At 50.0% G+C, this 18,778-nt stretch carries 21 protein-coding genes and 1 other annotated feature; of the genes, 2 read left to right on the plus strand and 19 right to left on the minus strand.

Going from position 1 to position 18,778, the window contains the following annotated elements; translation table 11 throughout:
* Positions 1-7 precede the first annotated feature (7 nt).
* The 3 genes from nadA to VJ374_RS11400 are packed head-to-tail and all read right to left on the minus strand — an operon-like array spanning position 8 to position 3,330.
* Positions 8-1,105: a quinolinate synthase NadA gene (gene nadA / locus VJ374_RS11390; RefSeq protein ID WP_329468818.1), complete on the minus strand. Its 1,098-nt coding sequence runs from the start codon at positions 1,103-1,105 to the stop codon at positions 8-10.
* Positions 1,095-1,937 carry a carboxylating nicotinate-nucleotide diphosphorylase gene (gene nadC, locus VJ374_RS11395; RefSeq protein WP_442899593.1) on the minus strand — a complete coding sequence of 281 codons (843 nt, stop codon included), beginning with the start codon at positions 1,935-1,937 and terminating at the stop codon, positions 1,095-1,097. Before nadC ends, nadA begins: the two co-directional genes overlap by 11 nt.
* Positions 1,861-3,330: an L-aspartate oxidase gene (locus tag VJ374_RS11400; RefSeq protein WP_329468820.1), complete on the minus strand. Its 1,470-nt coding sequence runs from the start codon at positions 3,328-3,330 to the stop codon at positions 1,861-1,863. The genes nadC and VJ374_RS11400 overlap by 77 nt, the downstream gene beginning before the upstream one ends.
* Before the next feature lie 98 nt (positions 3,331-3,428).
* Between VJ374_RS11400 and VJ374_RS11405 the strand changes: the two genes are divergently transcribed.
* Together VJ374_RS11405 and VJ374_RS11410 are read left to right on the plus strand one after the other, a co-directional pair.
* Positions 3,429-4,511, plus strand: coding sequence for a cysteine desulfurase family protein (locus VJ374_RS11405; RefSeq protein WP_329468821.1), 1,083 nt, complete (start codon positions 3,429-3,431; stop codon positions 4,509-4,511).
* Between the two features lie 24 nt (positions 4,512-4,535).
* On the plus strand, positions 4,536-5,078 hold the full coding sequence (locus tag VJ374_RS11410) for a transcription repressor NadR (RefSeq protein ID WP_056062524.1): 543 nt from the start codon (positions 4,536-4,538) through the stop codon (positions 5,076-5,078).
* A gap of 45 nt (positions 5,079-5,123) precedes the next feature.
* Here VJ374_RS11410 and VJ374_RS11415 read toward each other — a convergent pair whose 3' ends face one another.
* The 16 genes from VJ374_RS11415 to VJ374_RS11490 form a co-directional block, all read right to left on the minus strand.
* A complete protein-coding gene (locus VJ374_RS11415; RefSeq protein ID WP_308101817.1) occupies positions 5,124-6,392 on the minus strand; it encodes a hemolysin family protein in 1,269 nt (422 codons plus the stop codon).
* A 53-nt stretch (positions 6,393-6,445) separates the two neighbouring features.
* A complete protein-coding gene (gene obgE, locus VJ374_RS11420; protein WP_087681178.1) occupies positions 6,446-7,741 on the minus strand; it encodes a GTPase ObgE in 1,296 nt (431 codons plus the stop codon).
* A gap of 15 nt (positions 7,742-7,756) precedes the next feature.
* A complete protein-coding gene (locus VJ374_RS11425; RefSeq protein ID WP_308101818.1) occupies positions 7,757-8,239 on the minus strand; it encodes a Spo0B domain-containing protein in 483 nt (160 codons plus the stop codon).
* 68 nt (positions 8,240-8,307) lie between these two features.
* Complete coding sequence (gene rpmA, locus VJ374_RS11430; protein ID WP_012370976.1) at positions 8,308-8,586, minus strand: 50S ribosomal protein L27; 279 nt, start codon at positions 8,584-8,586, stop codon at positions 8,308-8,310.
* Between the two features lie 14 nt (positions 8,587-8,600).
* Entirely contained in the window at positions 8,601-8,939 is a 339-nt protein-coding gene (locus VJ374_RS11435; RefSeq protein ID WP_023468945.1) for a ribosomal-processing cysteine protease Prp, read from the minus strand.
* A gap of 3 nt (positions 8,940-8,942) precedes the next feature.
* The gene (gene rplU, locus VJ374_RS11440; protein WP_012370978.1) at positions 8,943-9,251 is read right to left on the minus strand and encodes a 50S ribosomal protein L21; all 309 of its coding nucleotides are present in this window, start codon (positions 9,249-9,251) and stop codon (positions 8,943-8,945) included.
* Positions 9,252-9,266: 15 nt separating this feature from the next.
* Positions 9,267-9,336 (minus strand) — a sequence feature (ribosomal protein L21 leader region).
* 74 nt (positions 9,337-9,410) lie between these two features.
* On the minus strand, positions 9,411-10,751 hold the full coding sequence (locus VJ374_RS11445) for a ribonuclease E/G (RefSeq protein ID WP_290751810.1): 1,341 nt from the start codon (positions 10,749-10,751) through the stop codon (positions 9,411-9,413).
* Positions 10,752-10,814: 63 nt separating this feature from the next.
* Complete coding sequence (minD, locus tag VJ374_RS11450) at positions 10,815-11,618, minus strand: septum site-determining protein MinD (RefSeq protein ID WP_029342255.1); 804 nt, start codon at positions 11,616-11,618, stop codon at positions 10,815-10,817.
* Positions 11,619-11,668: 50 nt separating this feature from the next.
* Positions 11,669-12,343, minus strand: a complete 675-nt coding sequence (locus VJ374_RS11455; protein ID WP_035406484.1) for a septum site-determining protein MinC — start codon at positions 12,341-12,343, stop codon at positions 11,669-11,671.
* 3 nt (positions 12,344-12,346) lie between these two features.
* Positions 12,347-12,850, minus strand: coding sequence for a rod shape-determining protein MreD (gene mreD / locus VJ374_RS11460; protein ID WP_035406481.1), 504 nt, complete (start codon positions 12,848-12,850; stop codon positions 12,347-12,349).
* Positions 12,843-13,727, minus strand: coding sequence for a rod shape-determining protein MreC (gene mreC, locus VJ374_RS11465; protein WP_056062539.1), 885 nt, complete (start codon positions 13,725-13,727; stop codon positions 12,843-12,845). Before mreC ends, mreD begins: the two co-directional genes overlap by 8 nt.
* Before the next feature lie 14 nt (positions 13,728-13,741).
* Positions 13,742-14,776, minus strand: a complete 1,035-nt coding sequence (locus tag VJ374_RS11470) for a rod shape-determining protein (protein ID WP_029342258.1) — start codon at positions 14,774-14,776, stop codon at positions 13,742-13,744.
* A 162-nt stretch (positions 14,777-14,938) separates the two neighbouring features.
* Entirely contained in the window at positions 14,939-15,571 is a 633-nt protein-coding gene (radC, locus tag VJ374_RS11475) for a RadC family protein (protein ID WP_050677672.1), read from the minus strand.
* A gap of 46 nt (positions 15,572-15,617) precedes the next feature.
* The gene (locus tag VJ374_RS11480; protein WP_329468822.1) at positions 15,618-16,193 is read right to left on the minus strand and encodes a Maf family protein; all 576 of its coding nucleotides are present in this window, start codon (positions 16,191-16,193) and stop codon (positions 15,618-15,620) included.
* Between the two features lie 107 nt (positions 16,194-16,300).
* Complete coding sequence (locus tag VJ374_RS11485; protein ID WP_290751819.1) at positions 16,301-17,035, minus strand: YfgM family protein; 735 nt, start codon at positions 17,033-17,035, stop codon at positions 16,301-16,303.
* Positions 17,032-18,771 carry a fimbrial assembly protein gene (locus VJ374_RS11490; RefSeq protein ID WP_329468823.1) on the minus strand — a complete coding sequence of 580 codons (1,740 nt, stop codon included), beginning with the start codon at positions 18,769-18,771 and terminating at the stop codon, positions 17,032-17,034. The genes VJ374_RS11485 and VJ374_RS11490 overlap by 4 nt, the downstream gene beginning before the upstream one ends.
* Positions 18,772-18,778 lie beyond the last annotated feature (7 nt).

Genomic DNA, 18,778 nt, shown 5'->3' on the forward strand with positions numbered 1-18,778 from the left:
CTCTATTTTACGAACGCTCAAGCATTCGTTCGAGCGCCAACACGGCATGCCGCGTCGTCTCTGCGTCGACTTTAATGATGTTGACCGGCTCACCTGCTTCGACTTGTTCGAGCGCCCACGCTAAATGCGGCAAGTCAATCCGGTTCATCGTCAGACATGGACACATGAACGGATTGAGCGACACGATGTCAAGATCCGGATGAGTCGTCGCGAGTCGATTGACGAGGTTCATCTCTGTTCCGATCGCCCACTTCGTTCCAGGAGCAGCCTGTTCGATTTGTTGAATGATGTACGCAGTTGATCCATTGAGATCAGACGCTACTACGACTTCATGCGAACATTCCGGGTGAACGAGAATCTTTCGCTCCGGATCCGTCTTACGGAACTGTTCAATTTGACCGACTGTGAATTTCTCATGCACTGAGCAGTGCCCTTTCCATAAGATGACGCGGACGTCTTGGTCCTCCCCGTCAAAAACGAGTTCGTCGCGAATCGGATCCCAAATCGCCATCTGCTCTAACGGAATTCCGAGCGCATGTGCCGTATTGCGACCGAGATGTTGATCCGGCAGGAAGAATAAGATGTCTCGTTCAGCAAGCGCCCACTCGACCATCTGGACAGCGTTCGATGATGTCACCGTCGCCCCACCGTGACGACCGACGAATGCTTTGATGGCTGCTGTCGAATTGACATACGTCAACGGTAAGATCGAATCTCCGAACCGTTCCGTCAAGATCGTAAAGGCACGCTCCGTTTGTATATCATTCGCCATATCTGCCATCGAACAGCCAGCGCGCATGTCAGGCAAAACGACCGTATGTGACGCATCGGTCAGCATGTCTGCTGTCTCCGCCATAAAATGAACACCGCAAAAGACCGTATATTCGGCTTCTGTCATCTGCTTCGCGACTTGTGCAAGCTGGAGCGAATCTCCCGTCGCATCCGCGAACTGGACGACTTCGTCTTTTTGATAGTGGTGGGCGGGTAAGAACAAGCGACTGCCCATCCGTGCTTTGACCCCTTCGATGATCGCAATCAATTCTGCTTCTGATTGCTGTAAGTATGACGCCGGAATTCCTTCGTGACGTAATAGATCAAATGACATCTTTTTTTCCTCCTTCGATTTTCATACTAATATCAAGTGCTGTTGCTGAATGCGTCAATGCACCGAGTGAGATGACGTCTGCTCCGCTATCCGCGAAGTCTGATAACGTGTCTATCGTAATCCCGCCGGATAGTTCGACCGTGATATGTGGTGGAATCAATTGCCGGAGCTGTTTGATTTCTGCTGGTGTTCGGTTATCGAGCATGATGATATCGACTTTTGCAGCCACTGCCTCAAGCACTTCCGCTTCCGTCTCAACTTCGACTTCGATTGGTGTCGTATGACCTGCGACTCGTTTTGCTCGCATCACCGCTTCCGTAATCGATCCCGCGACCGTGATGTGGTTATCTTTGATCATGACCGCGTCATCGAGTCGTCCGCGATGACTATAGCCACCACCGACGCGAACGGCGTGTTTTTCTAGCATCCGTAATCCAGGAGTCGTCTTCCGTGTATCCGTGATTCGGATTCGTCCTGCTACTACCTCGACCGCTTGACGTGTCTGCGTCGCAATCCCAGATAAGCGTTGCACAAGGTTCAAAGCGACGCGTTCTCCGCTTAAAATATCCTGTAACGAACCAGACCACTCAGCAAGAAGCGTTCCTCGCGTGACGACCGTCCCTTCCGCTATATGAATCGTCACGTTGACTTGTAACAGATGCGCCATCTCACGAATAATGTCTACTCCACAGAAGACACCGTCTTCCTTTGCTAAAAAACGACCGGTTCCGCGTTCTTGTCCCGTCAGACATCCTTCACTCGTGATATCCCACTGTCCGATGTCCTCGATTAAAAATGCCTCCAGTTGTTGCCGTAACTGCCACTTGTTCAATGTTCTCATCCTCTCCTGTCAACCGACTTCGCGCCCCTTCAAGCAATAGACATGCTGTCACGTAACGTAATCGATTTTCTTCTGCTTCCTGTCCGGATTCTTCTAATGTCCAGCCTTTTAACGCATCCAGACATTCTTGTACCTGCCTAACATCCATTTCGACACCGATGACCTGCGATATACGGTCTGTTACGGAACGAAGTGTTCCTGAACGTCGTTTCACTTGTTTTACTGATGGTCCCGGTAACAACTCGAGCTGTTCTGCTACTGCTTTCCCCATGACGACACACTCAAGAAGCGAGTTCGACGCCAGACGATTTCGACCGTGCAGTCCGATCGATGCTGTCTCGCCGACCGCGTAAAGTCCTTCGACATTCGTCTGCCCTGTCAGATCGGTCTCGATTCCCCCCATTAAGAAATGAATGCCTGGTGAGATTTCAACGAGATCCGGATTTATGTTCAGTTTTTCACATTTTTCGACAAACGTTGGAAACCGTTTTGTTCGATCAACGACTTTTGACGTGTCGAGATAGACCGGTTCGTGTTTTCGCACCTCATGGATTCGCTTTGCGACTTCATCGCGCGCCGCTAAATCTTGCATCGGATGATCCGCCATGATCCGGTCACCGCTTTTCGTCACAAGTGTCGCTCCTGCACCGCGTAGTGCTTCCGTAATCAAACCTTCTGAGCGACCTGCATGAACAAGTACCGTCGGATGGTGCTGGATATAGCCGAGATCACGAATCGTCGCCCCTGCTTCAAAAGCTAGTGCAATCCCATTTCCTTGAATCGATGGATCATTCGTCGACGACGCGAATATTCCACCAACTCCACCAGTAGCGAGAATCGTTGCTCGCGCCACAATCTCGATCGGTTCTCCATGGCTATATCCAACTGCACCTACAACCTGTCCATTTACTTGAATCAATTCCGTGATACACGTCTGCTCAAGAATCGGAAAAGGCACTCGCGGCATTAACGTCTCCATGATTCGTTTGCCAGTCTCGTCCCCGCCAGAGTGATAAATCCGCGGCAAACGGTGCGCACCTTCTCGACCAAGCAAGAACTCTCCCTCGGATTGATCAAACGGGACACCTTGTCGTAACAAGAATTCCATTGCCTCGGCTCCTGATCGGGTCACATAATCAACAGCGGACGGATTGATGCGCCCTTTTGCCGCCTGACACGTATCTTCAAAATGACCACGATGATCAACTTCCGCATAAGCAGAAGCAATCCCACCTTGTGCTCGGATAGAGTTGGTCTCAAATCGCGTGCCTTTTGTGACAAGCAACGCTTCAGTTCCAGGCGGAAGATGCAAGGCGACCGAAATCGCAGCAAGCCCTGTTCCAATGATCAACACATCCGTCTCAAGCCTTTTATGTAAAGACATATGTTTTACACCTCTATATCTAAATGTTTACTATTGACTTGACAATAAGTTTGGCATACTTTTAGCTGAGTGACAAGACGAAAGGACAGGATTTTTTCATGATCTATCTCGATTACGCAGCTACTACTCCGCTGCATCCACAAGCACTCGATCATTATCAACAAGCCGCTCAGTCGTTCTACGGCAACAGTTCTTCTCTTCATGACATCGGTGGGGATGCAGAACGCCTGCTTCAACGAGCACGACAGTATCTGATGCAACAATTAGATCAAAAAGAAGGATCTATCATCTTTACAGGAAGCGGTTCAGAAGCAAATTACATCGCTTTGACACACTTGATACGACAGAGTAACAAATCAGTTGTCTTGACACTTCGGTGTGAACACGACTCGGTCTTGCTTCCACTTGCGCGTTGGGCACAAGAAACACGTCATCTTTCTCTACTGCCGGACGGAACGTTCGACTGGGATCGATTCGTTACGGCTTGTACGGAAGAGGTTGGTGTCGTCTCGATTCAACACGTCAATTCGGATACCGGTTTTCGGTTCCCAGTCGAACGAATTGCAGTATATTGTCAATCACGCGGGATTTTGTTTCATTGCGATGGGGTTCAAGGATTTTTAAAAGATGATGTTACCATTGACTCCTTTGACGCCTACACGATGAGTAGCCATAAAGTCTACGGTCCTAAAGGGTTAGGTGCTCTGTATTTGCGACGACCGCTCTTTAGTCCATACTACGAAGGACATCATGAGTTCGGGATTCGCCCAGGCACAGTCGATGTTCCGGGAATTGCCGCCTTCATCGCTGCCTGTGAGGCGTCGCGCTTAGAAAATCCAGGAATCCAGGCATCCAGTCAGGTATTTCGTGGTATGCTAAAAAAAACATTGTCTTCGTCTCGTTATCTGATCGTTGAATCTCCAACGCAACTGGCTTCGATCTGTGCCATCCATACGAAACAACGGGACGGTCAACACGCGTTGCTCGCCTTGAATCGTGCTGGAATCGCCGTTTCCGCTGGTAGTGCTTGTCGGGCAGGAGAAAACGGTCCGAATGCGACATTGCGTGCGATCGGTTTTGACGAATCAGCGGCTCATGGATTGATCCGACTCAGTTTTGGAAAACACACGACGAACGAAGAAATCGAACAGTGCATTGATGTGTTGAACACGATCTCATGACACTGGAGAAAGGTAGGAGACATCATGGGGAAACGCATCTCCGGAGAAGAACGCCGGAAATCATTACTTCGTATGATTGAGGAAAGTGAACAACCTGTTACGGGAACAGCACTGGCGAAACAAGCAGGCGTCAGCCGCCAAGTGATCGTGCAGGATTTATCATTGTTAAAAGCAAAAGGATATCCCGTCATCGCGACAGCTCGTGGGTATTTGATCAATGACCCTGAAATCGACGGTTCGAAATTACGCCGCAAGATCGTCTGTCGCCACGGCATCGAGCAATTAAAGGATGAATGTGATGCCATCGTTGACGAAGGCGTCGTCATCCGCGATGTCATCATCGAGCATCCTGTCTACGGCTTCATTACAGGTGAGTTGATGCTAAAAAGCCGCCGAGATGTCCGTGTACTGCTTGAACAGCTAGAGGAGACACAAGCTACTCCACTGTCGAGCTTGACCGACGGAGTCCATATCCATACGCTTGAAGCGGATCATGAAGACGCACTAGAAGCCGCCATCGCAAAACTTGACCATCTTGGAATCCTCGTCTCGGAACTCGATGTCTGAACATTAAAAAACCGCCTATTCCTAAGGAATGAGCGGTTTTTATTGTTACATCGATTCAAGCGGTAGCTCTGGCATCATAGCGGGAGGATCAAACGTCGCTAAGACTTTCCGGACGCGGCGGTTCTCGATATGCAAGACCGTCAACGTGACACGTTCATAACGCATCGCCGTTCCGACGTCCGGCAGTTGTCCGCTTTCCTCCATGATCCATCCCCCAAGTGACTGGGCATCGGTGTCCGGCATCGTCAATTGAAATTGCTGACAGAAGTCTTCAATGTCATACTCTGCTAGACATTCGAATTGTTCTGGACCAATCCGTTTCGTGTATTCCAATGATTCATCGTGTTCATCCCAAATCTCCCCGACGATTTCTTCTAAAATATCCTCAAGGGTGATCAGACCTGCCGTCCCTCCGAACTCATCGAGCACGACTGCCATATGGGACTGCTTGACTTTGAGTTCCGGCAATAAATCCATCAATCGTGTCTGTGGTACGACGAACGATACCGGTCGAATCCATTCCCGGATATCGACGGAACCATTTTTCACGTATGCACGCAGAAAGTCCCGTTCGGATAAGACACCGATGACATGATCAATCGAGTCCTTATAGACCGGTAGACGAGAATAGCCGCCTTTTTGCACTTCTGCAAGGATGTCTTCGAGCCGCGCATCGATATCGATTGCTTGAATATCTATGCGTGGCGTCAACGCATCCTCGACCGTCACATGTTGAAAATCAACCGCCTGGTGGACAAGTTCAGCTTCAGCGAGTCCCATGATCCCCTCTTCCTGACTGATATCGACGAGTGCCTTGAGTTCCTGTTCGGTCACGAGTGGCCCTTTCGGATCCGCTCCAATCAACCGAAGCGCAAACTGACGTAAGCGGAGTAACACGAAAACGAGCGGTCGAAACATCAGCAAGCACAAACGAAGTGGACGTCCGATCAACAACACATAACGTTCCGTATGTTCGCGGGCATACGACTTGGGTATCAATTCCCCGAATAACAGTAACAGAAAGAACAGCCCAAGAAAGGCAATGGCTTGCGTTGTTATCGTCTCGCCGAACTGGATGATCCACCAGCCACCAAGCAAGATGAAGCCGACATTGACGAGTGTGTTGCCAATCAAAATCGACGTCAATGTCTCTTCATAACGTTGAAGCAACCGAAACACACGGGACGCACGGGCGTCCCCTGCTTCTGATTGATGCAACAAACGCAACCGATTGACACTCGCGAGTGCTGTCTCGGCTGAAGAAAAGAACGCGGATAAGATGAGAATCGGAATTAACCAAACGAATGAAATCATGGGCAATGGGTCCACGATGCTTTCACACTCCGTTTCTTAATGGAATGAACCGCTTAGAAGGATGACTCAACGAATTCAAATTCGAAATCACGGATTCGAACGACATCGCCGTCGATTGCACCAAGACGACGTAACTCTTCGTCGACACCCATTTGACGCAGTGTCCGAGCGAAACGTTTAATCGATTCTTCACGCATGAAGTTCGTCATCGTGAAGAGTTTTTCGATGCGTGGTCCTTTGATGACGAAGCAGTCGTCTTCATCTTTCGAAATCGTAAAGCCAGCTTCAGGTGCTTCATAACCGTAGACAACACGTGGTGTCGCTGTTTTCTCTTCGAGTTCCTCAAGACCGAATTCTGGGGTCGCATCAACGAGGTCAGCAATTCGGAATAGGAGGTCACGTAATCCTTGACGTGTTGCTGCTGAAATTTCGAATACTTCAAGCTCTGGGAAAGCTTCCTTGAAGGCTTCAAGGTGTTCTGCCGCATCCGGCATATCCATCTTGTTCGCGACGACGACTTGTGGACGCTCTGTCAAGCGGAGATTATAGTCCGCGAGTTCTTTATTGATGATGTTGTAGTCTTCGATTGGATCGCGTCCTTCCATCCCACTCATGTCGATGACGTGGACGATGACTTTCGTCCGCTCGACGTGACGCAGGAACTGGTGACCGAGTCCGACGCCTTCACTTGCGCCTTCGATCAATCCTGGCAAGTCAGCCATGACGAAGCTTCGGCTATCTTCCGTTTCGACGACGCCGATGTTCGGTGTGATCGTCGTAAAGTGATACGCGCCGATTTTCGGACGTGCTGCTGAAACGACAGATAACATCGTTGATTTCCCGACACTCGGGAAGCCGACAAGACCAACATCTGCTAGCATCTTCAGTTCAAGTTTCAAATACTTCTCTTCCCCTGGCTCACCGTTTTCTGCGTGCTCTGGAGCTGGGTTGGCTGGTGTCGCAAAACGTGTATTTCCACGTCCGCCACGTCCGCCGCGTGCGACGATCGCTTGTTGTCCATGATGGACAAGGTCAGCAATGACTGCGTTCGTATCGTCATCATAGACGACCGTACCAGGTGGAACCTTGACGATTAAATGCTCGGCTTTACGACCGTGCATCCCTTTTGACATTCCGTTTTCACCTTGAACCGCTTTAAAGTGACGTTTGTAACGGAAGTCCATCAATGTCCGAAGTCCTTCGTCGACTTCAAGGACGACGTGAGCTCCGTGACCACCGTCACCGCCAGCAGGACCGCCGTCCGGAACGTATTTCTCGCGACGGAACGCTACTTGTCCACGTCCTCCGTCACCTGCTTTTACATAAATATTTACCTGATCGACAAACATGTCGGATCCCTCCTCTTACTTCTCTTCCTCAAACGGAAGACTTTCAATCTCAATCACACACTCATTTTCCGTCTGCGACTCGATTTCCATCGGCGTCACTAGATCCTTAAGGCGCGACATATCTAGTAGATCCCGATAGATCTCGATGGTCACGCCCTCGTGGAAGGTCACGGATACTTCTCCTACTCCTACATCAATCATGGTGATGGCTGCTTCGACGAGTTGCTTCAACCGCTCATCTTCCATGTGGGGTGCTCCGATGACATCATACGTCACAGTTTTGCCTGACCATTCAGCTTGCAGCAACGCCAGTGCGGTTTTCGGCAATCCGATTTGCGCTAGACGTCCTTCCCGAGATGCTTGCTCCCGGTACGCCGAACAGATCGACTCGACTGCTTGTTCGTCTCCGATCGCGCCATACGAACGGACGAGTTGTATCCGGTTCAACCACTCGTGACGAAGAGTCTTTAAAAGATCAAGTACCTGTTGTTCCTCCATCGGTCGTTCCCTCCTAAAAAAAACAGACCCTAACCCTCGAAAGTGGCTAGAGTCTGCTTCGTCGATCCTTATGCTGGGTAAACGCTGACTTGTTTCTTGTCGCGTCCGAGACGTTCGAAACGAACGACACCAGTTGCAGTTGCGAAAAGTGTATCATCGCCACCACGTCCGACGTTCATACCTGGGTGAATCTTCGTACCGCGTTGACGGTAGAGGATTGAACCAGCAGAAACAGTTTGACCGTCTGCACGTTTCGCCCCAAGGCGTTTCGATTGCGAGTCACGACCGTTCTTTGTCGAACCTACCCCTTTTTTCGATGCGAAGAACTGAAGATTAAGTTTCAACATGTGGAATCCACCTCCTATACTTGTTCAAGTTGGATAAACTCACCGTAACTTTCAGCGATGGTACCAAGCTGGACCAAAGTCGCCTCCAGTAACAATTGGGTGCGTTCACTGACATCCGGTGCTAAGTCAGCGTACGGTTCTACATAAAAGTAGCCACCCTCTTGTTGTTCTGCCATTTCAAGGAGCAGGACCTGCCCGAGTAATGCTTCTATGGCATTATATGCCCCGAAGATCACCGACGATACGCCGGCACAGACAAGGTCGAGACCTGGTTCTGCAAACTCGGCATGTCCTGTCACTTCGATGGAGCGGACGAGTTCCGCTTCATCTCGTCGAATCTTGACACGTATCATGGCTTACGCTTCGATTTTCTCGATGCGGACCTTTGTGTAAGGTTGACGGTGACCTTGCTTACGACGGTAGTTCTTTTTCGCTTTCATTTTGAAGACAGTGATCTTTTTCGCGCGAGCGTGTTTGATGACCGTTGCTACGACCTTCGCACCTTCTACGAGTGGAGCGCCGACTTTAACATCGTCACCACCAAGGATCAATACTTCACCAAATTCAACTGTGCTGTCGACGTCTGCGTTTAATTTCTCAACGTAGATTTCTTGGCCAGCTTCGACTTTGACTTGTTTACCACCAGTTTTGATAATTGCGTACATTACGTGCACCTCCTCTTAGGAACTCAGACTCGCCATCACGGGCAGCAGATGCTTTAAAACCCGGTCTGTGCGGTTGTAGTCATTTGGGTGCTTCCAAACGAACTAACGTTATTCAGAATACCAAACGTTCTTCCAACTTGTCAATGCTGTTCTGAAGGATTATTCCGATCGCTTGATGAAATCGAGACAGTCCTGTGACGACCCAGTGAATAGGACGGCTGGATCGCCTTCTAACACGTGCACCTCGAGTGGTTGGCGAGAGATGAATTCGTCTTGTAACAAGTGACGCGGCGCGCGAATCACGACCGCTTCCGCATAGGTCGCGATCTCAAGCAATTTCGGTTCAATCAACCGATAGACGCTTAATCGTGTCCATTGACCGGATTCCTGCGATCGTTCCTGCAATGATTTTCCGTGTCGTTGTCGCGTCAGTTCGCATAAGCCCATCTTCGTAAATCCATACACTTCGATTTGTTTCGTCTCGAGTGCGGCTCGTTCTTTGAGAAGTTGGGTCACCCGTGTCTGACCTTTACTTGAGCCACGTAAAAAATCGATTGCAATCATTCCGCTGATATTACGTAACCGTAATTGTCGCATAACTTCGACGGCAGCCGCTTCATTGATTTGATCAAACGTCCGCTTTTGTTCTTTGACCGAAATCGTCTTCCCACTGTTGACGTCGATGACAGTCATCGTCTCGACTTCTTCAATCAAGAGATACGCTCCTCCGTCGAGCCAGACGACCCGTTGCATCGCTTTTTCGATTGCCCCATCAATGGCTTCCATCTCAGGTAAGCGCCCTTTTCGTAGCGATCGTTCAACAGACAGACCGAGTAATTCGAGTCGTTCTTTTTCCTGACGCGTCATGACGAGCGCATCGGTGACATGCGGAAGTCGCTTCGCTTCCTGGACGATCAATGCCTCGTCTTGCTCAAGACGCGGCGCCTGCATGAGTTCTTTATGCCGTATCCGTAATGACTGTAACTCTTGTTTCAATTCGTCGATTGATGCTTTCGCTGCCTCCGTCCGGTAAAGAATCCCTTCTTCTTCCGTCGTCGTCAATTGCTCCGCCAGTTGACGCTGGACGACGAGATCCAACTTCCGACTGAAACGGACGCGGCGACCGTACGGGAAATAGACAAGATAACGTCCACCATAAGTGATATTCTGCGTCACCTTGTGTTGCTTCGGTGCGACCCCTTCCTTGACGACCTGAACGAGCAATGTCTGCCCGACCTGGACGGCTTGTCCGATCGTTGGCACGTCCGGATAGCGACGAAGTGCTTCCACCGTTTCATTAAGCGGTAAGTAAAGCGGCGTACCGTCAGTCGCGATCAAAAAGGCTGCTCCGAGCGTCGGATGCAACCGGTCGACCTTGGCATAAACGAACGTTCCGACCCGGATCTCGTCACGCATCCGTTCATGATATTCAATCAATCGACCGCCTTCGACCAACGCCAATCGTTCGAGTGAAGCGGTCTGTTCACTAATCCATCGCATACTGATCCCTCCAAAAAAATTAGACTAGGCGCGACGATGTCGTCCTAGTCTAATTTCCCATTCTTATTTCATCCCAAGCATCTTCTTCAATTTGACGAAGAACCCTTTTTGCGGTTGTTCATTTAAATCAAGCAGTGGCACGGATTCTCCGAGAATCCGGCGGGCGATGTTCCGGTAGCCGAGTCCAGCCCGGTTATCCGGATTCATCGTAACAGGCACACCGCGGTGCGAAGCGGCGATGACTTCTTCATCATCGATGATCAGACCAAGCAGATCGATTGAAAGAATACGCATAATCTCATCGATATCGAGCATATCACCTGATGCCATCATGTGCGAACGCACCCGATTGATGACGAGTTTTGGAACGATGTTTCGTTCTGAGCGTTCGAGCATCCCAATGATCCGGTCCGCATCTTGGACGGCTGCTTTTTCCGGTGTCGTTACGACGACAGCTTCATCCGCTCCAGCAATCGCATTCATGAATCCTTGTTCGATTCCTGCCGGGCAGTCAATCAATACAAAATCGTATTCAAGTTTCAGCGTGTCGATGATTGCCTTCACCTGTTCGGGTGTGACGGAGGACTTATCCTTTGATTGAGCAGCAGGCAACAGATACATCTCTTCAAAACGCTTATCGCGGACGAGCGCTTGGTGCAATTTACATTGTCCCGTTACGACGTCAACGATGTTATAGATACTCCGGTTATCGAGACCAAGCACGATATCCAGATTGCGTAACCCGATATCTGTATCGACGAGACAAACCGAATGCCCCATCAATGCAAGTGCTGTTCCGATGTTCGCCGTCGTCGTTGTCTTACCGACGCCGCCTTTACCGGATGTGACGACGATGGCGCGTCCCATATTCGTCTTCGCCTCCATATGTACCTGTTCTTTCACTTGTTCCATATCCGTCACCCTCTTTCACTATCAATCGCAAACTGATCCATCCGCGCAAGCGGAACGGTTTGAAGGCGGGAGAATTCCACCCCGTCTTCGCCTAAAAATGCACAGCCCATATCGAGAGCAGGAATCGGTGCGTCATCCGGCTCCTCATGGACGGTTCCAGCGACCGCGACCCATTTCGGTTGCAACACACTTGCAGCGATGACTGCTTCCGTATTACCACCTTTACCTGCATGAACGGTACCACGCAAAGCTCCGAGACAATAGATACTTCCTGTCGCATGGACGACCGCTCCCGGATTGATATCTCCGATGATGACGATCGAACCTTCAACGTCTAATACGTGCCCACTGCGTGCCGTGCCACCAAAATAATGGAACGTCCGCTCTCCGTACAAGGCTTTTGCCTCGTCTTTCGTGATGCATTCACTGTCATAGCCTTTGAAAGAGAAGGAATCATGTCGCGCGACGATAGATTCGACGGCCGTCAACACCCCTTCATCGACATAACGTCGACCGAAGAAGAAGGTGATGGGTACGGCGCGTCCGTTCTCGACGGATTTGTCCGCAAGCGTCAACTCTAAATCGTCAAGAAATTCATCCACACTGCACCTTTCATTCACATAGACGGCGAGGCCACCACGATGGCCTTTCATCGTTACATAACGTTTACGCTCAATCATGACTCATCCTCTTTTCTCGTCAAGGGTCGACTGCACGAGTCGGGTCATCGGATAATACAGGATGATGATCCCGATCAACTGGGCAACCAAACTCCTTGGAATGATCTGTGTCGCGAGTTCTTGGAAGGAAACCCCGACACCAACGACCGAAGCCGTGAAGAAATATATATCGAGTTCATACAAAATGGCACTGAACGTGAACGTGACGAGAATCGTCAATACGTTCTCCTTTACATATTTTAGCACGAAGCTACTAAAAAGCGGAATGGCGGATAACGCAAATAAGTAAATTCCGATAATATCCGAGTACACGAAATCATAGAGCAATCCGAAAACGAGTCCGAATCCGAGTGCTTGTTCAAGCTTCCCGTACCGACCGAGGAACATCAGACCGATCAAGGTCGTATGAATGACATACGGCGAACCATCTCCAAGCGGTCCCGCGAACAACGTTCCTTCTAAGATAAAAAGAAGGAACACGGCGAAAAACAACTTAACGTTATTCACGAGTGTCCCCTCCCTTATCGGTCTCAGCGAAGGGTTCCTTCGCTTCGCGTTCAATCACGAAGACATGACCGAACTGTTCGAAGTCTGCTGCCGGTTTGACGTATGCGATTTTCGAAGCCCCATACTGATCGGATTTCACTTCTTCGATTTTTCCGATGACGATCCCGCTCGGATACTTTCCACCAAGACCGGACGTCGTGACGGTCTGCCCTTTTTTCAGCTTCGCGTCGTTCGGAATTTTCGTGAACTTGAGTAGTTTCGTCTCTTCATCGAAGCCTTCAATCGTTCCGAAGACTCCTTTTCCTTTCGTGTCGTCTGCCGTTGCCGAAACGTTATTCGTCCGACTCGTATCCGACATCAACTGCACAAGGGACGTATAAGCGCTCGCCTGGATGACGCGACCGATCAATCCATCTGCTGTTACGACGGCCATGTTCGGTTTGACCCCTTTTTGTTCGCCGATGTTAATCGTCACGAACCGTTGCCATTCGGACGATGTCCGCCCGATCATCTCTGCCGGTAACAGTTTATAGTCGCGAATCGAACCTTTGAGGTCGAGCATGTCTTTTAATTCTTTATTCTCACGCTCAAGATCACGGACTTTAACGGCATTGCCGGCATAGTCGTTCAATCGTGATTTCAAGTGTTCATTTTCTTTGTACACGTCACGCACTTCTTTAATCGAAGTGACCGTATCATCAATCCAGCCAATCGGTGTCGCGAAAAGGCGTTGACCGACGCCCACGGTATCACGCACGAAGCTTTGATACCAGTGGGATTGGTTACGCCCTTGCAGCGAAATCCCGATTAAGATCACCAAAAGGAGAAAACTAAGGAGTGTGATGAGCAGTTTTCGATTATTTAAAAATCGCTTCATCGCTCATCCCGTCCTTATCTTTTTTGCGAGATGCCTGATTTCGAACGAAGGACATTCATCATCTCGAGTGATTTTCCTGTACCGATTGCGACACAATCAAGTGCGTTTTCTGCAACGAGTGTCAAAATACGTGTTTCGTCTTCGATGACAGCATCAAGGTTCTTCAAGAGCGCCCCACCACCTGTCAGGACAATACCGCGGTCCATGACGTCTGCTGATAATTCAGGAGGTGTCTGCTCAAGCGTGTGCTTAACACCTGCAAGAATCGCTTCGACCGTATCTGAAAGTGCGTCACAAATTTCAGCACTTGTGACTTCGATCTGTTTCGGAAGACCTGTGACGAGGTCGCGTCCACGGATTTCCATCGTTTCGTTCTCTGATTCTTCATCGATGCGAGCATAACCGATCGTCATTTTCAACGTCTCAGCTGTCCGTTCCCCAATCATCAAGTTGTATTTCGATTTGATGTAACGAATGATCGACTCATCCATCTCATCACCACCGACACGGATCGATTGGCTTGTGACGATACCACCGAGTGAGATGACAGCAACTTCTGTCGTACCACCACCGATGTCGACGACCATCGAGCCTGTTGGTTCTGAAACCGGAAGACCTGCACCGATTGCTGCTGCGAATGGTTCTTCGATCGTGTATGCTTCACGCGCACCCGCAAGTTTCGCTGCATCTTCAACCGCACGTTTTTCGACCGATGTAATACCACTTGGTACACAGATCATGACGTTCGTCTTAGAAGAGAACAAGCCTTTTTTCTTTGAAGCTTGATCCATGAAATATTTGATCATCGTAGCGGTTGTTTCATAATCCGCGATAACCCCGTCTTTCATCGGGCGTCGTGCAGTCACGTTACCCGGCGTACGACCGATCATGTTTTTTGCTGCATTACCAACTGCCTCAATTTTCCCTGTATCCGTACGGAAAGCAACGACGGACGGTTCACGGACGACGATTCCTTGCCCCTTTACATACACGAGCGTGTTAGCCGTACCTAAGTCAATGCCGATTTCACGGCTGAATGATCCAAACATTATTCAAAAAACCCCTCTCTGAGAATACACTTCACTAATTATAACGGAAAAGCCTTCATTGGAAAGCGTTAAAACGTTACAGCTTGTTTACAGTTCGCCTTAGAAAACACACAAAAAAACGTCTGACGGAAAGAAACGAAACTTTCCCTTCAGACGTTATTCTTACATAAATCCGCGCTGTTTCATACTAATAAATTGTCCATGCCCGATGATGATGTGGTCAAGACAACTGATTCCAATGAGTCGTCCTGCCTCAACAAGTCGCTCGGATACCTCGATATCTTCCCGACTTGGCGTCGGATCACCGGACGGATGATTATGGACGGCAATGAAGTTCGCAGCCGAGCAGCGAATCGCTTCCCGGAAAACGTCTCGCGGGTGGACGATTGACGTGTTCAATCCTCCAATGAATAACGTCTTTTTCGAGACAACCTCATTTTTCGTATTCAAATACAGGCAGATGAAATGTTCCTGTTGATAGAGGCGCATTTCTTCTAACAACAGCTCCGCCGCGTCTTCCGGTGAACGGATCGTCGGTCGAACCCACTTCGGTTCCGTGACGAGACGACGACCGAGTTCCAGTCCCGCCATGATTTGCAACGCCTTTGCCTTTCCGACACCTGGTGCTTTCTCGAGTCCACCGACTCCAGCTGCCTCGAGTTCAATCAGTGAAGGATAGATGTGCAGTAATTCTTCCGCGATTTCGAGCGGTGTCCGGTCGCGCGTTCCGCTTCGGACAAGACATGCCAACAACTCGACTGTCGTCGCTTGTGCTAAGCCTTTCAACTGAACCATATCCTTCGGCCATTCAATCACAGCATCCGACCTCTCTGTTTCAGGATTACGCAAACATCGGCTTGATCGTAAAGGACGCGAGACGTTTCGTGATTTCGTGGATCGGCAATCCGACAACATTATAGTAATCGCCCTCGATCGCTTCGACGAACAGGCCACCCATCGCTTGAATACCATATCCACCCGCTTTATCATAGGGCTCGGTCGTCGCGATATAGCCTTCGATCCATTCGTTTGGCAATGCACCAAAACGAACGTGTGTCGTCACGTCGAATGTCTCTTCCTTCTCACCAAAGCGAATCGTTACTCCTGTCACGACTTCATGTGCTCGTCCCGATAGACGCGCGAGCATCGCCCGTGCCTCTCCCCTATCTGCCGGCTTCTCGAGAATCATATCGTCAATTGCAACGACTGTATCGGCAGCCAGAATGACACCGTCTGTCGTAATCGCTCGCGCTTTCTTTTGCGATAGATGACGGACGTATTCATGCGGGGACATCGGATACGGCGCTTCTTCGACGACATTCGCCGGTACGACTGCGTGAGCGATTCCGATTTGTTGCAAGAGTTCCGTCCGGCGCGGTGAAGCTGAGGCGAGAATCAAGTGTGGTTGCGTTATCATTAGTATCACGTTCTTTCCCATTAATTTCGAATCGGATAATTCGAGTCATCGAATAGTCTAACAAAAAACAAGCGGTCCCTAACAGCATAGGAACCGCTTGTTTTCTTTTAATTTCCTGTCACATCGACAAATGGATCCGACTTCGGTGTCTTCTCCTCGAGTGGCGTTTGTTTATCCGGCGTCAACTTCGTCAGGTCCGGACGATAATACGATTCAATCTCGACTGTGAATGAAAGCATCTCATCCTCAAGCAAAAGCGTTCCGCTACTCGGACCCGGTTCTTCCGGTCCCGATAACTGAATTTGGCGTAAGACCGTGATTCGATCCGTCCGCTCGATTTGTTTTAAGAATGCCATCAATTCAAGATACGACGGGGCTTCAACCGTCAATGACGCCGGAAGTGGCGTCGCATTCGCTGTGGTTGTTCCTGTCGCCGCAGCTGTTGTCGCTTGATCTTGATCAGACTCCGTCGCCATTGCTCCGTCAACGGCAGGCGTTGATGTCACCGGTGACTGTGGCGTTGGCGTTGTGGTCGCCTGACCAAACGTGATCGACTGGACTTTGACACCGGCAATCTGACTCGACGCGTTAATCGCATCGATGACGTCATCGTTCGCTGCCGTCACCGGGACTTTTTGTTGCAGGAAGCTCGACTCAGCGACGTCGACTTTCTGTTCGTTCGCTTTCGCTTGCTCGAGCACCATCTGTTCTCGCTTGAGCGTCGCTTCTTTTTCTTGCAACGTTTGGTGTGTCGTATACGTCGTATAACCGAAGTAACCGACCGCACCGAGAACGATCAAGATCGTTAGACCGAGGAGGATGAAGCTACTATAACGTTTCAATTGTCCGGCACCTCCTCGATTTCAGTCGTTACATTCGGATCAGTCGTCTCCGTCGTCGGATCGGTTGAAGGAGTCGCTTCCGTCGAGCTATCCGTTTCCGATTCAGCTGGCTGATCTTCTTTTGGTACTGCCGGATCAGCTTCGTTTGTTTCGCCTTTGACGACTTCCGTCGGGTTGACGTTCAACGAGAATTGTCCGATATAACGAGGTTCTTCAGATTTTGCATCATCCGACGGTGTGATTTCCGTCGTCGGAATTTCTTGCCCGGTCGTCGGATCAACCGTCGTCGTCGTGACGACATCCGCCTTTTCATTCATCGTCCGTGTCGTCACACTCGCAAGGTTCGTTCCTGAGAAGACTTTATCTGTCAACAATTCACGATAAAAATCGTTTAGTTCATCAAGCGTCTCGAATTGGGTCGTCATCGTCACGGCATGATTCGCACCATACGCGAATTGAAGGATATAACCGCGTTCTGGGAGATAACGGGTAATCCGTTCAAGCGTCGGTACGGCAGGACGCGGCGTCGTCTCGAGTCCTTCGACTGTCTGTTTGAGTTGCGCGACTTCCTGCTTCGCCGATTGGTCCGATTCCGACTGCAACTGACGGACGATCTGGATTTGATCGTTCGTCGATTCGACGCGATCCGCGAATTGATCGGTTTGCCAGTAGAGATAACCACCAGCGAGTCCGCCGAACAACAACAGAATGAGTGAAGCGACAAGCGGATATTTCGGTGCTTCGTCGTTTTCCGGTAATAAGTTGATGCGGTCTTTTCGCGGTGAAGCAAGACCAGCGAGCGGTAAGTACGCTCGTGGAATTGACTGTCCGTCGATCGTCATCATATCTGGAATTTCATCGAGACTTAAATCAAAGTTCGACCGGAAACGTGTTGCCAGTTCATCACGGAACGGGAAGTCCCCGGCAAGGACGACATTCGTGATCTCTCGTCCTTCGCGCGCGAGCGAAAATCGATAGAAATCGAGTACACGCGAGAACTCGAGCAACATCTCATCTAAGATGAGTTCGACCGTCGGATCATCCGAGCGGTAACGATAATGCAATTGATCATCGATGACATCAACATCCCACGCGTCAGCCGCAAACGTGTCGACCGAGCGAATCAGACGTGGCACGTGATCTTCGATGATGATCAGCTGGTGATTCGTCGCATTCGCATTCCAGATCAATAACGTATCAGCTTCTGTTGTAACTGGGTGATGAGATTCAATCCCGAAGTAGGTCGCGAGCGGTTGAGGTTCAGCAGCAACCAGTCGCAAATGCTTTTGTTTGAACAGTTGCGTGTATTGCTTCAGCGCTTCGTTAGGGGCGGCATACAGCATGATTTCCCGCTTGCCGTCTTCTTCCAGAACCGTGTAATCAAAATACGGTTCTTCAAACGGCAGGACGATACTATGTCCGATCTCCATGAACAGGTAGCCGCGAATTTGATTCGTCTCGATCGTCTCCGGAATATCAAGTTTCCGGGCGAGAACGAGTGAACCATCGAGCGCCAGCACCGCTTGCGAGCCACGCGGTACTTTCAGCTTCGTCAGTAACCCGTCAAAGATGAAATCAAGCGAGGCTTCCGGCTGCAACCAGCCTCCTTGCAGTGTTCCTGGCGGCAGCGCGACGACTGCCCGGCGCTTAATGACGCCTTTTTTGACGACCGCACCGAAGATTGCGACGTCGGTAAAATTAAAGTAGATATAAGTCCCTTTACGCCGTTGCGCCATATGTACG

This window comes from Exiguobacterium sp. 9-2 (genome assembly GCF_036287235.1).
Classification (GTDB): Bacteria; Bacillota; Bacilli; order Exiguobacteriales; family Exiguobacteriaceae; genus Exiguobacterium_A.

Bases quoted from the DNA above. Each gene is read 5' to 3' on its own strand.
- nadA (WP_329468818.1), bottom strand. From the start codon at position 1,105: ATGTCATTTGATCTATTACGTCACGAAGGAATTCCGGCGTCATACTTA.
- VJ374_RS11400 (WP_329468820.1), bottom strand. From the start codon at position 3,330: ATGTCTTTACATAAAAGGCTTGAGACGGATGTGTTGATCATTGGAACA.
- VJ374_RS11405 (WP_329468821.1), top strand. From the start codon at position 3,429: ATGATCTATCTCGATTACGCAGCTACTACTCCGCTGCATCCACAAGCA.
- VJ374_RS11410 (WP_056062524.1), top strand. From the start codon at position 4,536: ATGGGGAAACGCATCTCCGGAGAAGAACGCCGGAAATCATTACTTCGT.
- VJ374_RS11415 (WP_308101817.1), bottom strand. From the start codon at position 6,392: ATGATTTCATTCGTTTGGTTAATTCCGATTCTCATCTTATCCGCGTTC.
- obgE (WP_087681178.1), bottom strand. From the start codon at position 7,741: ATGTTTGTCGATCAGGTAAATATTTATGTAAAAGCAGGTGACGGAGGA.
- VJ374_RS11425 (WP_308101818.1), bottom strand. From the start codon at position 8,239: ATGGAGGAACAACAGGTACTTGATCTTTTAAAGACTCTTCGTCACGAG.
- rpmA (WP_012370976.1), bottom strand. From the start codon at position 8,586: ATGTTGAAACTTAATCTTCAGTTCTTCGCATCGAAAAAAGGGGTAGGT.
- VJ374_RS11435 (WP_023468945.1), bottom strand. From the start codon at position 8,939: ATGATACGTGTCAAGATTCGACGAGATGAAGCGGAACTCGTCCGCTCC.
- rplU (WP_012370978.1), bottom strand. From the start codon at position 9,251: ATGTACGCAATTATCAAAACTGGTGGTAAACAAGTCAAAGTCGAAGCT.
- VJ374_RS11445 (WP_290751810.1), bottom strand. From the start codon at position 10,751: ATGCGATGGATTAGTGAACAGACCGCTTCACTCGAACGATTGGCGTTG.
- minD (WP_029342255.1), bottom strand. From the start codon at position 11,618: ATGGGACGCGCCATCGTCGTCACATCCGGTAAAGGCGGCGTCGGTAAG.
- VJ374_RS11455 (WP_035406484.1), bottom strand. From the start codon at position 12,343: ATGATTGAGCGTAAACGTTATGTAACGATGAAAGGCCATCGTGGTGGC.
- mreC (WP_056062539.1), bottom strand. From the start codon at position 13,727: ATGAAGCGATTTTTAAATAATCGAAAACTGCTCATCACACTCCTTAGT.
- VJ374_RS11470 (WP_029342258.1), bottom strand. From the start codon at position 14,776: ATGTTTGGATCATTCAGCCGTGAAATCGGCATTGACTTAGGTACGGCT.
- radC (WP_050677672.1), bottom strand. From the start codon at position 15,571: ATGGTTCAGTTGAAAGGCTTAGCACAAGCGACGACAGTCGAGTTGTTG.
- VJ374_RS11480 (WP_329468822.1), bottom strand. From the start codon at position 16,193: ATGATAACGCAACCACACTTGATTCTCGCCTCAGCTTCACCGCGCCGG.
- VJ374_RS11490 (WP_329468823.1), bottom strand. From the start codon at position 18,771: ATGGCGCAACGGCGTAAAGGGACTTATATCTACTTTAATTTTACCGAC.